The 14,997-nt window shown below is 39.1% G+C and carries 7 protein-coding genes; 1 reads left to right on the top strand and 6 read right to left on the bottom strand.

Going from position 1 to position 14,997, the window contains the following annotated elements:
- Window positions 1–569: 569 nt before the first annotated feature.
- From ACK4HU_RS12170 to ACK4HU_RS12150, 5 genes are all read right to left on the bottom strand, one after another.
- Window positions 570–1,076 (bottom strand): ArsR family transcriptional regulator, encoded by a 507-nt coding sequence (locus tag ACK4HU_RS12170; RefSeq protein ID WP_409807111.1) that lies wholly within the window; start codon window positions 1,074–1,076, stop codon window positions 570–572.
- 2,254 nt (window positions 1,077–3,330) lie between these two features.
- Window positions 3,331–5,781, bottom strand: a complete 2,451-nt coding sequence (locus ACK4HU_RS12165; RefSeq protein WP_409807107.1) for a leucine-rich repeat domain-containing protein — start codon at window positions 5,779–5,781, stop codon at window positions 3,331–3,333.
- Window positions 5,768–6,607, bottom strand: a complete 840-nt coding sequence (locus ACK4HU_RS12160; RefSeq protein ID WP_409807105.1) for a hypothetical protein — start codon at window positions 6,605–6,607, stop codon at window positions 5,768–5,770. The genes ACK4HU_RS12165 and ACK4HU_RS12160 overlap by 14 nt, the downstream gene beginning before the upstream one ends.
- On the bottom strand, window positions 6,604–7,179 hold the full coding sequence (locus ACK4HU_RS12155) for a hypothetical protein (RefSeq protein ID WP_409807103.1): 576 nt from the start codon (window positions 7,177–7,179) through the stop codon (window positions 6,604–6,606). Before ACK4HU_RS12155 ends, ACK4HU_RS12160 begins: the two co-directional genes overlap by 4 nt.
- Before the next feature lie 24 nt (window positions 7,180–7,203).
- On the bottom strand, window positions 7,204–7,674 hold the full coding sequence (locus ACK4HU_RS12150) for a nucleoid-structuring protein H-NS (RefSeq protein ID WP_409807101.1): 471 nt from the start codon (window positions 7,672–7,674) through the stop codon (window positions 7,204–7,206).
- A gap of 1,089 nt (window positions 7,675–8,763) precedes the next feature.
- Between ACK4HU_RS12150 and ACK4HU_RS12145 the strand changes: the two genes are divergently transcribed.
- A complete protein-coding gene (locus ACK4HU_RS12145; RefSeq protein WP_409807099.1) occupies window positions 8,764–9,714 on the top strand; it encodes a hypothetical protein in 951 nt (316 codons plus the stop codon).
- A 224-nt stretch (window positions 9,715–9,938) separates the two neighbouring features.
- Here ACK4HU_RS12145 and ACK4HU_RS12140 read toward each other — a convergent pair.
- Window positions 9,939–14,997 (bottom strand): PKD domain-containing protein (locus tag ACK4HU_RS12140; protein ID WP_409807097.1); only part of this gene is annotated, 5,059 nt, incomplete at its 5' end.

The raw sequence follows: 14,997 nt of genomic DNA, 5'->3' as shown, positions 1-14,997 counted from the left end.
GGCCTTCGCCGCTGATGGGAATCAAAAATTTAGAACGGATGGAAAGGAGGGTTGTCATTGTTATCGTGGTTGGAAGGGTTGGAAGGGTTGTCGTTGTTGTCATGGTTGATTTCCTTCACAGTTTACAGGAATAATAAATCGAGACAGGCAGGTAGAAGGGTTGTAATTGTTGTAGTTGTTGTCGTGGTTGTCGTGGTTGTCGTCCTTCGCCGATTATGGGAATCAAAAATTTAGAACGGATGGAAAGGAGGGTTGTCATTGTTATCGTGGTTGTCGTGGTTGGAAGGGTTGTCGTTGTTGTCATGGTTGTCGGAAATTCAATTGGGATTAGGAAAACAATGCGAAGAGTACAACAATTATAATAAGAAGTTGACAACAGCTTTAGCGGACAACCATTACAACAGCGTTAGCGGACAACAATGACAACAGCGTTAGCGGATAACAATGACAACAGCTTTAACTGACAACAATGACAACAGCTTTAACTGACAACAATGACAACAGCTTCAGCGGACAACAATGACAACCATTAGAACCATCCCTTGGGAAGCCAAACAAGCTGTAGTACCTCACTTTCCATAGACAATGATTCCTTGAATTTCGCCGGGGTCGGATTCAAGAATTAAGACTTGGACTTTTCGGTTGATTTTTTCATAGGTTTTGTGAATTAGGAAGTTGAGATATTTGCTATCCAGATCTTTTCCTATGAGGGTCAAATCGATGGTTCCCGAGTCAATTCCCATGGCATAATCTCCTGTTATTATTGCTTTTTCAACATTCCCCATTCGTTTGACGACTTTTTCTACCAAGTCATCCAAACCGAGGAATTTACCTACCATTCCTTTGATTTCATGGAAAAAAGGATGGTATTGATTAGCTCGATAAACTTTGGTTTTGCCTTCATCCTCTGCTAAAAGCAGTCCTGCCTCTGTGAGTCGGTTGAGTTCTACTCTTACAGAATTGGTAGACTCGTCAAATTCTTTGGCGAGTGAACGCAGGTATCCCGAATTGGCATGAGAAAAGAACTTTAGGAGAAGCTTAATTCGGGTTTTGGAAGTAACGAGGGAGTCGAGCAGAGGGAGTTGGTAGGGTTGTAATTGTTGTCGGGTTGTCATTGTTGTCCGGTGTCCGATGGAAGGGTTGTCGGAGTTGGAAGGGTTGTAATGGTTGTCGGGTTGTCATTGTTGTCCGATATCCGATGTCCGATGTCCGGTGGAAGGGTTGTCGGAGTTGGAAGGGTTGTAATGGTTGTCGGGTTGTCATTGTTGTCCGATGTCCGGTGTCCGATGTCCGATGGAAGGGTTGTCGGAGTTGGAAGGGTTGTCGGAGTTGGAAGGGTTGTAATGGTTGTTGAGGGTTATCATTGTTGTCCGATGTCCGATGTCCGGTGGAAGGGTTGTCGGAGTTGGAATGGTTGTCGGGTTGTCATTGTTTTCCGATGTCCGATGGTTCGACTTTCCGCCGCGGCGGGCAAACTGCCCAGTACAGGTGTTCACAACAAGTGTTGGAAGGGTTGTACCCCCCGCCCCCCTTAAGGGAGAGAAAGAGCATTTGCGATGATTGGCTAAGGATTAAATAGTGTGGCTGTTAAACTTTGTTCCCCGAAATTCTTAAAGCAAGTCCTATGGTTTCAAATATTGTTTCTCTATAATTATTAAATACAGGTTTTGATTCTCGTTTCTTGAAATCCAATGGTCAATTTTCAAATTCAATGACCAATGATCAATTTTCAAATATCAAGTTTTAATTGAGCTACGACTCCACGAAGAACTGAATACCAATATTTTAATATCGAATCCCGAATGTTGAATGCTGAATAATGAAGTAAAGGCGGAAAAGTCCTTATACTTTACTCTTGATACTTGATACTTCTTAAAAACAGCTTCGCTCTTTCAGTCCCGAAGGGAATTAGCGAATGAGTAAAAAAATTACTCGGTAAAACAAATTTAAAGGGTTTGAGGAATTTTGCAAGGAGAGGGGTGGGTTGGAAGGGTTGTCTTTGTTATCGAGGTTGTCATGGTTACTGGATAGGAAAATTTGGGCTTTTGGTTTCCAATCATGCATCTTGGTTCTTGATTCTGGTGTACCTCTTACTACTCACGTCTAACGGCTTACATTTTACTGCAGTCCAGCTTCTGGAGAAGCAGGACAACTGGTTTGTAATGGTTGTCGAGTTGTAATGGTTACACGCTGCTAGACTTTGGCCTTCTTTCTATCACACACCTCTTACTACTTACGTTTTACTACTTACATCTTACGGTAGTCCGGCTTCTGGAGAAGCAGGACAACTGGTTTGTGATGGTTGTCATGGTTGTTTGAAGTCTGATGATCGGTGACCGTTGCAGGACAACTCATTTATTCGGATTAAAAATCCTATGAAAAAGCTTCGAGATTGCAAACCTGGAAGAGCGGACATTGCTAATGTCGAACAGCAGTGAGTACCTCTTACTACTCACGTCTAACAGCTTACATTCTACTGCAGTCCAGCTTCTGGAGAAGCAGGACAACTGAGAGGCTTCTGGAGAAGCAGGACAACAGTAAGGACAACTCATTTATTCGGATTTAAAATCCTATGAAAAGGCTTCGAGATTGCAAATCTCGAAGAGCGGAAAGAGCGGACATTGCAAATATCGAATAGCGGAAAGAGCGGGAATTGTTGACTCTAAAGTCATTTCCATTAAACAAGATTACGGAATTCTCCTAAGTTCTTCATATAAAAATAATTAAAATGATCATTGTAAAGATCCTATTCTGTGGAAAACTTACCCCATTAATAACCAAAAAATACCCAGTACTGGGTATTTTTTAGAGTCTTGCTCGGTGTACATTTGATAAGGGTGATTAAGCAACTTTTCTCAGAATTTTTTCTAGAAACTATTAAAGGGATTTTTCCAGCACTTTTAGGCCCCTTTTGTTTTTGTTTTTTTTAGTTGATCTGGTGAAAATCTGAATTTTTCGGATAGTTTTGTTAGCGTACGGACTATTCCTTCTGGTAATTATGAAAAGTGTTATCTGAAAATCGGATAACACTTTTTTTATGACTTCCTGAAGAAGGTATTTTTTTACCACAAAGGAAAAAAGAGAATATGGTTAATTGGTTCTTGACCGCCATCGGAACTCCAGTCACCTATCGCATCACGGACCATTTTTGAGAGCATAGAGGTATGTGCTTCGTTTTACCCTTGTAATTTGATATCCGCAAAAAAAAGAAATCTGTTTAATCCTGAAGGCCAATAAGTTGGTCTGTGATTTATTTTGCTTATCTAAAGTAAAGGGGAGAAAATTGGCTTAGCCACTCTCCTCCCCTTTTTTTTTAACTAAAATAAGAATTTAATAAAATCTTACTTCACAGTTTGGATGGCTAGCCTTGAAGGAATCGACAGCTCTGGAGTTCAAATTGGTGTTGAAGCAGGATAGTTTTTTAAGTTTTGTCAATCCGTTGATTGGCTTTAAGCTTCTCAAGTTTGTGCTCGCCACATCCAGTTCCTCCAGATCTACCAAAGTTTCCAATCCTTTGAGCGTTTTTAGATTGGTGCCCGAGATATTCAGTTTTTTCAATGCATATAAATTACTGATCGGTGTCAATACTCCTATGCCAGTATTGGAAAGATCTAGGTCTTCAAGCGCACGAAGTCCGGATAATGGGAGAAAATCGTTAACTGGTACTTGGGAAAGTTTCAGCTTTGTCAGCGTGGTCAAAGCACTCAGTGGTGCAATGGAAGAAATTGGCGCATCAAAGATTTCCAGATTTCGGAGGTTCACAAATACTGACAATGGAATCAAATTAGGAATACTAACACTTTGGAAGTTAAGTACAGACTTAGCGGCGAGTAGATGAAGTGCTTCCGCATCCGGTGTTTCGGGCAAGGAATTCTGATTTCTAAAGACGTCCTTCCAAGAAGAATCCAATTCACTCCACCAAGAAGTGAGTTCCTCGGTTCGGTAGATGATGTTAATTTCCAGCTTCTGAATTAAAATTTCCGGGACTACACTGTGATCAAAATCAGCTTCATTCACATTTAAGTAGCTAAGTTTTGGCAAAACAGCAATCTCAGAGATACTTTTTATTGGGCTGAATTCAAGATCGATGTATTCTAAAAGCTCATTTTCATTGAGAAAAGCCAAGTCAGACACAAGGGTATTTTTTCCAACTAATTTCACCAAAGTTTTAACCTCACTTAATGGGAGCAGATCTGAGATGGGATTGTTGGAGAAATTCAGTTCAGCAAGATTGACAAAGCGTGTAATCGGAATGAGATTATCGATTTGAGCACTATCCAAATTGAGGATATTAACTCGTACCGTTTGGGTTAATGTTTCGATTCCGGGTGAGTCATTGATGATAGTTGGATTGATTTTCTTAAGGACTGTCTTCCATTCCGTTGAAAGACTAGACCACCAGCTTTCAAGATCTTTGACATGGTGAATTAATAAAACTCGGGGATTTTTGCGAACAAAAACATCAGCTGCAAGGGGCGTAAGTTTTGTTTCATCCGCCAGTATTTTCTTCAGGTTAGGGAGAGATTCAAGAGGAGTGATATTAGCTATTTCACTAGCTGTAAGGTCGAGCAATTCCAAATTTTCCAAACCTAGAAGAGGGGATACTTCCTGAATATTTGTTTTGGAAAGATCAAGAGATTTCAAGGAGGACAGACCGGACAAAGCGGAAATATTGATCATGAAATTTCCACTCAGTTTGAGAACTTCCAGATTGCTTAGTTCTTTGATATTTTCAACGTTATTAAAACCAGATTCTGTAAGGTCCAATTGCGTAAGATTCTTGAATTCATTCAGAACTGCAAAACTCAGGATGGGAGTTTTTTCAATCCTTAGAGACACCAAACTTTTCAAGTTGAGCAACTGAGAGATATCTTCAATTTTAGTATTTGAAATATCCAGGTGTTTCAGTCGGTCTGAATACTTGACAAATTGAATATCGCTTGTGGCGGTATTTGAAATGTTGAGACTTTCTAAAAATGTGACATTAGATATTGGACTAAGGTCAGTGATTCCTGTATTGGAGATGTTGACCACTTTCAGATCACGAAGTTCAAATAATGGACTAAGTGTTTTAATGGATCTATTTCCTGATATATCCAATGAGTCCACCCCCACAAAACGATAAATCCAAGAAAAGTCAGCGTCATCAGCTGGACTCATATTAAATCTGGATTGAAAATAGGATTTCCACGGTGTATCCAAGGATTCCCACCAAGCCTTCAATTCCTCGTCCCTACTTACTTTAGTGGTATAGACACTGGCGATTTTGAGATCCTGAGATTTTTCATTGAGGTTGACTTCAACAAATCGGGGTTTGGTATTGGTGATTTTTTCCCCAGAAATTGCTGTAGCTGAAATGGTCCGATCTAGGGTTGCAATAAAATAGACTTCACCATTATCCTTTTGGGCGGGCTTTACTTCACGTATTTTGAATTTGAATTCTATGTTTTTATAGAAAAACTCAATGTCTTTGAGGTATGCTGTGACATCCTTATTTGTTACCACTTTTCTGTCCAGCAAAAGGTCGTCCTCTACCTGGACTTTTTCATCCCTGAAGATTTTGAGGTAGCTTTCACGGATGATCACATCCTTATCTCTGGCCGAGGTCTCATTACTGCCGATAGTATTCAGCAAGTATTCCAGAAATCTTATTTGATCTTCCACTTTTCCGGAGAATTCCTTTACCTGCTCTTTAGTGTAACCCTTGATAGTTTGGGCACCGAGCGATAGATTAAGAAAAAGGAAGAAGCCTGTAAAAAGGAAATATTTACTCCTGATCATAGATATATTTGAGAATAGTCTCCTTGTCTCCCGGTCCGAGTCTGACCAAATTAGAAATCAACCAACCCGTATTGAACCCTGGTCGATTGAATTGATTGACTTCAAAATACCAACCTTGAATCTGGAAGAAATGAAATTTCGTGCCGGTAACGGTGACAAATCGAAGGTTATTTTGCTTCATTTCATACAAGAAGATTGCCAGATAATCCGGTTTGTAAGAATTTGAAGTAAAAGATTCTGGGGCATTAGAGTCTTGAAATGCTCTTCTGAGGTTCATGAAGCCCAATTCATGACTGAGGGGGTGCAAGAAATCCTTCTTATTACCGACTGGTTTGTTGAATAGATTTTTGAACGGCTCGAATACCACCTGATCAATTACCCATTCATAGCCCAGACCTTCCGGCTGGATTTTCATAAAAAGTGTTGCTTTTTCTCTTTTCCCTTTAAACATAAACTCAGCCTCTACCTGTGCATACCAACCTTCCCGATGGAAAACAAGGTAATTTGGATACACATCAGAGTTGGCATTTTGGATAAATTGATTTTTGAGCTCCGCGGGAACTGTTGACGTCTGATTATCGAATAGAATGCTCAAAAATCCTTTTCTCAGGGCTGCATCTCTGTAAAGTGGATCGCCTGGGTAAAACCGAATATTACCATCTACGGATTCTTCTCCATTGAATCTTCTAAAAAATTGATTGAGCTGTTTGGTTGAGGCGGCAAATCTGCCATCATCCTTAATAGTTCCGGGGCCGCCTAAGCCTTGCCCCGGAACATTGAAGATGACTGCGCTAAAAAGCGCAATAATCAGAAAGATTTTTCTCATGCGGAAGTTTCGGTCACTCTCACGTCTCCAAGCATGACGTCCCAGAATTCAATAGTACGACCTGCGATCTGGGTTTGCTTTTTCTCAACGTAGATCGTGATGTCTTTTTTAGTGGTGTCTTTATAGTTCATCCCTGTTTCAATGGAAGTACCTTCGAATCGCTGATAGATCGTAATTACACCGACATATCTACCGTCCGGTTGTCTTTCCAAATCAGAGATGTATTGAATATCATACCAAGTGATATTTACTCGGTCATAGTTAAGGGCCATCAATCGCTCAAAGTATCTTCTTACTTTATAATAAGCGATCTCTTGCGTATTGATAGAGGACACTCCCATTTCAGCACCTGGTGCGAAGAGTTCTTCTGCCCTGTCCATAACGCGGTTTGCCTCGGAGAATTGTGTCTCTTTGCTACCGATGATGGCAATATATTTTGAAAGGTCCTTTACTTTTTCCAAAGCCAAAGAGTCAATGGCTTGTTTACGTGATGGGCTGATATTATCCTGTGCCATCGCGAAAAAAGAAGCAGAGAGGAATAGACCCAAGAAGAGTATTAATTTATTTTTCATCTGTTTATAATTTCTAGGTGATTATTATTTTCTTCTCAATTCCAGTTCGGACACTTTCCCATTTGCATCCATTCTGATATCAGAGATGTAATTGAGGTTTTTCTTGGTGTCTTTCAGGTATTCTAGGTACTTCTTGATGGTGGTTGGCTCATCGTAGTCTTTGATTCCATTTTCTTCATGGATTACGATCAAAACCGGGGTCTCTTGATTGGAGAACATCGCGAGTGTTTCCTGAATAGACTGGTTAGCAGCGTTCACATTACCTGCTGTAGCCACTGACCTGAAATAATTTTCAAGCTTTTCGGCAGCGATTTCTTCAGCTGATCTTGCTGGTGGTGGTGGTGGAGCTTGTTGCGTCACAACTTCTTGTTGAGCTGGAGCTGGAGCGGGTTGAACCGCTTTCTTTTTACTCTTACAAGCACCCATTGCTAACATGGCAAACAAGGCCAGGAAAAGGGTTTTTTTGAGAGAAAAAGCGAACATGGATTGTTTCATTTTTTTTAATTAATTAGTTTTAGATAGATTGATTAGTAAAATGTCAGAGTTGGGTGACAAATTTCGAAGCAAAGTAAATAAAAACTGTTCATATTAAGGCAAAGGCTGTTCCAAACGAGCGGTATATTTCTTTAGGGAGTTAATATTTCTTAATTGCAGAGTTTGAGGGTAGTAGGGAGTTGGAAATTTGTCAGTGGTGAGTGGTTGAAAAAGGGTTGTCGGGTTGTAATTGTTGTCAGGGTTGGAGGGTGCTATTCTTTGGACTTTTGTCTCCAGTGGGGAGTTTGGAGGTTAGGAAGTATGGAGGTTGGGAAGTTAGAGTGTATCTCGCATGAAAGCCCCCCCCCGATAGCTATCGGGGCCATCGGGGCATCCCAGTGTCGATTTGCCTGTCTGCCTCCAGCAGGCTCGATTTCTTTGAAAAATCCACTATTAAAGTTTTAAAACATTCAAAAAATACCCTCTAGAGGGTATTTTTTGAATGTTTTTTTTTCCTGAAATTTGTTTTGTGTTAAGTTTTAAGTCAGGCATTTGCCTACTAAAAAGGCCTCTGGAATCCAGAGGCCTTTTCTTTTAAAATAAGGCAAATATTGCTTGCGGATCTCACCTCGAATTATGTCAGAACGCTAATCCTAGTCTCCTACCATAAATCGCTCAAAAGGAATAAGTTTAGGAAAGAACGATGTGCCAGCTGAACGCAGTGAAAAAGAGGTGGATTAATTCATTTGAATATCCAAAAAACTAATCAGCTATTTGTCACTAAGTCTTCATTTAGTCTTCCACTAAACTTAAAGTGAATTGATAGATCAGCACCAAGATCAAGAACCATTTTTTCAACTGAATCTGACAGATCGAACCAAATTATTTCTAGGTGGTTAAGACATTATTTATTTACTTTGAACTGTAGTAAATTAAAATTCAAAAAAAGATTGATACACACTCAATCCCCAAAAAAAATATTTCGGAGAAAAGAGTTTCTTTAAACACAAAATCATGCAGTTTAAATGAATTGCATATAAAATCATGTTTTTCAAAATTTGAAAATTTATCTTCAGATAACTCCCAAAAATTAATATTTCTATTTTACTCATGAAGAAACTTTTATTTCAAATAGGCTTATTTATCATTCCGTTTGTTATTATTCTTTCCATCCTTGATTTCTTCATAACAAAAGGTTTACAGAAAACGAAATATGGAGATTACAAAGAATGGAATGATATCTACTCTGGGAATATGAGTCCTGACATTGTTATAAATGGTAGTTCGAGAGCATGGGTTCATGTCAGCCCAAAAATCATAGATAGTATATTGAATGTTAATAGTTATAATTTGGGGATAGATGGATACAGCTTTAATATGCAATACGGCAAGTATTCTGAATACCTTCAATATAACAAAGAACCTAAATTAGTTATACAGACTCTCGATATTACAACTTTATCGAAACGAGATGATCTGTTTAATTATGAGCAATTTTTTCCGTACATCTTCAATCCAGCTATAAAGAAATTAACCAAAAACTTTATCGGATTTTCTTTTTTTGATTATAATTTACCGTTTTACAGATACCGCAATTTTACGGAAATAATCAAAATTGGACTCCAAGAATATTTTGTCCCAATGAATTTGGACAATAGTAAGTATAAAGGATATTTGGGTATGGACCTAAACTGGGATAATTCTTTCGATGACTACAAAGAAAAGAATCCCGAAGGAGTAGAGATAGAAATAGATTCAGAGACCATCGAACTAATGGACACATTTCTATCTAAATGCAAAAATGATAATATTGAAGTAATTTTTGTTTTCACTCCTGAATATATTGAAAGTCAGCACCTAATAATTAATCGTGAGGAAATTTTTGATTTATACTACGACTTTGCAAATAAATATGAATTACCGTTTTTTGATTATTCAAAAGATACACTTTCCTATCAGAAGAAATATTTTTATAATTCTCAGCACCTTAATAAAGAAGGTTCGGAAATTTTTACAGAAAAAATGACAAACGACATAAAATCTCTGTTAAAAACCCATTAGACAATTAAAAAAATACTCCTCAAAAATCTTATTGTTTTTTTTGAAGCAGGCTACCATGTTTTGGCTTATTTGACACTTCTCAGATAATTTTTTAAAGCTAGGGAAGCATAAAACCGAATCTCTTGAATATTCTGAACAAGAAGAATTTAACCCAAAAGTGATTTAAAATAGTGTGTCCAAGGGAAATTACATTTTGAAGTGCTTTGATTAAAGAGTCTTTGATTTTACCTAATTAGAATAAACACTCCTGCTTTGGAAATTTTTTCTCCAGAATTGGTCACAAAGTCGGCACGATACACATAGTTGCCGTTCATGACTTCCACTCCATTGAGAGTCCCATTCCATCCGGGACCTTCTAAGGATTTTGAATGGAATATCAATTCACCCCAAGTATTGAACACGTAGAATTCCAGGGATACAATTCCCCTGTATTTAGGATAAAAGAAGGTGTTTTTCAGACTCGTAGGCGTAAATGCATTAGGTATAATAATAAGATAATCATCCAATGCTACAATTATCCGTTGGTATTGGGATTGACAACCAAAGCGGTCAATGGTTGTTAGTGTCACTGTGTACCTTCCGGCAGCCGCATACTGATGTACCGGATTTTGTAATGAACTGGTATTTCCATCTCCAAAATCCCAGTTCCAGATAATCACGTCACCTTGAGAGGTATCTTCAAATTCAATGTCTTCCAGAACTTGTACATCCGAATTAACGATAGAATCCTGTCCTGGAAGATTAATCTCGTACTGGAACTCGGCTATCAACTCCTCAGATGCGATAATCACCGCAATTCTTTGTGTTGGAGTAAAACAATTTCTGCCTTTGACACTCGCACTCACGATATAATTACCAGATTGGTTAACAGCGGTAATTTCATCCAATCTCATTGGTGAGCCACTTGGTGAAATGATATTATAATCGAACAGGTTTGAATTAAAGCCTTCAATAAAGGCATTTAAGTTCACTGTTCCCTTAGGATCACAGACAATCGAAGGATTTGAAACCCTTAAGGTAGGCAATGGAACCACTGTTACTTTTACCTCTTTCACAGCCGGAGCACAAATTTGTCCTGGATTGACTGCAATGAAGAAGCTATATGGGTTTGGTCTTCCCGGCAAACCGGTGGCAGTGAGTTCACCAGAATTGGACACGGTGTAAGTTGCCCCAAATTGATCTGGTCCGGCATTAAAGACCACTGGATTTGAAAGTGCTAAATCGTAATACCATTGGAAAGCTGGATTCGAAGTCGACGGTATCAATTCCGGTTGAATCACCGCCTGTTCACCCACACAAATGACCACGTCTTCGGCTTGAATGACTGGAGGCACATCTGTCAAGAGCAATTTATCTTCTAAAAGAATACAACCCTTACTATCAGTTATTTGGATTTGATAATTGGATGGAGGCAAATTTACAAATTCAACGAGGCCACCTGATGAATTAAACACAGGCCGCACTGCTACTTTATTTCCATCGAGCAACTGGACCTTATAATCCGGTGAGCCACCTGAAAGTTGGAATCTCAGTAGGCCGTCGTCCAATCCGCAGTTGGATTGTCTGATTTCCATGTTACTAATTGAAATGGCAGCTTGAGGCCCTGATATCACAAGTGAGTCAGGCAAAACAGTGATACAATCGAATTGATTTTTTGCTGCCAATGTGTAAGCCCCTTGGGCAAGTCCCTCAATTTTATTACCCTGATAGGCTATAAATTGTCCGCCGTTAAGGCTATAAGTAAGAGTCTGACCAGCAGCTGGGGCAATAAGTATACTTCCACCCTCACCGACACAATTTTCCTCCAGTACCGAGGCTGAGAATACCGGAGTTGGATTCATTAAGATTTTAACCTCTTTTAAATCACCCTCACAAACATCCAAGCCTGTGGCTTCAACCCAAATACTATAAGTGCCAGAGGCTAATCCTGAAATGTTAATTTGACCGGATGAAGAGATATTAAATCTCGCAGTTCCTATCATTTGATTATCAGAAATCACATTTGCTGCAGTTGGGTTATTCCAATACCAAATGAAAACTGGGTTTGAAACAACTGGGTTTAATGTTGGAGATAGAGTAATGACTTCCTCTGCGCAATTTTCAATCGAGTCAGCAATAATAATCTTCGTTGGAGCCTCCTTTATTTCAAATGCTGAGATCAATGTAGCTGTGCAACCCTGGGAATCAATTATTTCAACCTGATAACTGCCTACTCCAAGGTTATCAAATTGATAGGTCAATTGAGTTGTTTCTACAGATGATACTTTTTGACCATTCTTAAATAAGGAAATCGTGTAACCAAGTGTACCACCGCTAAGCTCAACTATAATAAAACCACTCTCAGCGTTACAAGCGGTATTTCCAGAATCCACTAATTGAATTTCTAAAAGTTCCGGATTTACTATAGTCATGATTTGCCCTTCACTTATACAACCTAATTCATTTTGAGCCTGAATGGTATAAGCACCAGGACTGAACAGCATATTTTCTAACTCACTTTGGGAAATGAAAGTATTCCCTCCATCCAAAGTATAGGTAATGTTGGTGCCCCCTCCTGAGATGAGAGTAATTTTGCCATCATTTTCATCATGACATGAGATGGAGTTTACCTCAAAAACGGGAGAAGGAGTTGCCAAAACTTCTATGGTAATTGGGATTTCCTGCCCGGTACATTCGGTAAAGAAATAATAGGTGTAGGTGCCGGCTGGCAATCCTTCAATATCCAAGAAAATTGAATTTAATTCTTCTCGGATTTGATAGGATACTCCAGGAATAGTTGGATCAGCACCATTTGCAATCACAACACTTTGATTCGGATTCTTTGACCAAGTAAAATCAGTTGAAGAAGATCCCGAAACGGTATTTATAACTCCAATGGTGGCAGTACTAAATTCACAGATTTTATTAGGATCTATTGGTATAAACTCAGGCTTTGCTTGGGCTAAAATTTCAAATTCAATTACCTCCTCGCAGCCTTTTTCGTCTTTGATTATTAAAACATAAATTCCAGGGGCCAGGTTTGAAGCACCAGTTTTATCGCCGGGAACAATCTGTCCGGCAATATCATTTTTTCTCCATTCTACTGTATAATTTCCCCATCCACCTGTAATCTCTAAGTTGCTAATACTTCCATTTGGAAGATCACAGGAAGCATTGATTTGTACAAAGTCATCATTTATAGCAATTGGAGTTGTAGGTCCCTCAACTTCTACTTCTGGAATAATCAATAAACATGGAACTGCACCACCTATGTCTCTAATATATACTGAATAAATACCAGCTGCCAAGTTTTCAAATTCAGATTTAGCACTCCAAGTAATATTATCTAAACTGAATTCATAATTGCCACTACCGCCGCTAACATTTTTTATAGAAATGGTTCCATCTTCAGCACCAAAACAGATCTCCGGTGTGGCATTTGATTCAGCTTGGATACCTTCGTTTACGGTTCCTTCTGCGATTAACGCGAGTGTACAGATTTGAGGATCGCTAAGTTGAAGGTAGAATTTATATTCTCCAGCTTTAAGATTGTAAACTGTCAATTCTCCTGAATTGGCATCAATCTCGTACATCACCGTACTATCGGCAGGATTGTAATTAGATATGATTTCTTGGGTTGAATTCTCATCTCTAAACCATCGTTTGGTAACTTCAACCCCTCCAGAATCAAAATCAGGCACAAAAACAAGCGGGGAGCCTTCACATGAAACAGCTGTCACAGGATTACCAGTAATCGGTACCGCATCAAAATTGACCAGGTCAACTATCACAGATGAATCACTGGTACATCCATTGGCGTCTTTTACTGTGATTTCATAGGAACCGGGAGCAAGTTTAGTCACCACGTATCGACCATTGGTTTCAGCGAAAATAAACTTATCCAGCGGATCTCCATTTATTAAAACAGTGTATTCACCCTCCCCTCCAGATATTGTAAATACTATATCTCCATTGGCCTCATCGCAGGTGGGATTAAGCGAAGATTCAATTTTTAAAATTAGCTCATCTGGTTGTGTAATTTCAATCGTCTGAATATCCGGACATTCGGAGTTAACTATTTTCGTTTCGATAATATAGATTCCCGCTCCAAGATTAAGGTTTTCCAGTTGTGCTTTAGTCAGCTCCGGACCTCCATTCACTGTATATCGATGATCTGCTACCTCAACTGAAGTCAGGATAATTTTTCCAGTTTCATCTCCGAAACATACAATATTCTCCACATCAAACTCGGAAGTAGGAAAATCTGTCAACTGAACGGTCGCTTTAACTACAATGTCACAGATTTTCTCGTCTTTAATTACCAAGAAATATAAAAAATCCCCAGCTGGAAGATTATATACTGTCAGGGCACCGGATTGGGTATTGATGGCATACATAACCCCATCTTGTGCAGGATTATAGTTGGAGGTTATTACTTGAGTAAGCCCTTCATCCAAATACCAAGTATAACTAGGTGAAACTCCTGAGGAATTATTTAAAACCGGATTAAATGTAACCACTTCCCCTTTGCATACGGTTTCCTCCATATCCTCTGCGGAGATCGGTAGAAGGTTACTGTTTTCCAGTTTTACAGATTCTGTAATCACGCACCCATTTTTATCTGTTATTGTCAATAGATAGGTTTCTGGCTCCAGATTTTCAATCGTGTAAGTATTTCCAATTTGGGTTGGATTGAATGATGCCAAAGGAAGTGCATTGATCGTAATGACGTAAGGTAGTATTCCCCCTTGGATAGTGAAGCTGAACTTTCCATCCGGACTTCCACAGATCGGATTCACAAGACCTGAGATTTCTATATCGAATATGTCGGGCTCAACGATAGTCAATAGTTGAGTATCGGGGCATTCAGATGTTTCTATGAAAGTTTTGATTTCATAATCGCCAGCAACAAAGGATAAAGCCTCAAGCTGGGCTAATGAAATCCTCGGTCCGCCATTTACACTGAACTGAAGATTGCTTTGAATCCCACCAATCGCTTTGATCTTACCTGAGGATTCTCCATAGCAAAGTACATCGGTTACACTAAAAATTGGTGAAGGTATTTCTGTTACTGAGACATCCGCTTTCGAAGTCACCTCACAAATATCAGGACTTGAAATTTTCAAAAAGTAAATTTTATCTCCTTTACCAGCATTGTAAACTGAAAGCTGACCGCTAGCCGGGTCAATCTGATACATTAACCCAGTGCCAGTCGGGCTAAAGTTTGAAGCAATTGGCTGGGTCAATCCAGCGTCAAAGTACCAGGCAAAAGTTGGAGTCACTGTTCCAGTGATGGTGATTTCA

It is taken from the genome of Algoriphagus sp., assembly GCF_046296635.1.
GTDB lineage: Bacteria > Bacteroidota > Bacteroidia > Cytophagales > Cyclobacteriaceae > Algoriphagus.
Note: the sequence above shows the minus strand (reverse complement) of the source record. Positions and strands in the feature narration are given on the sequence as shown.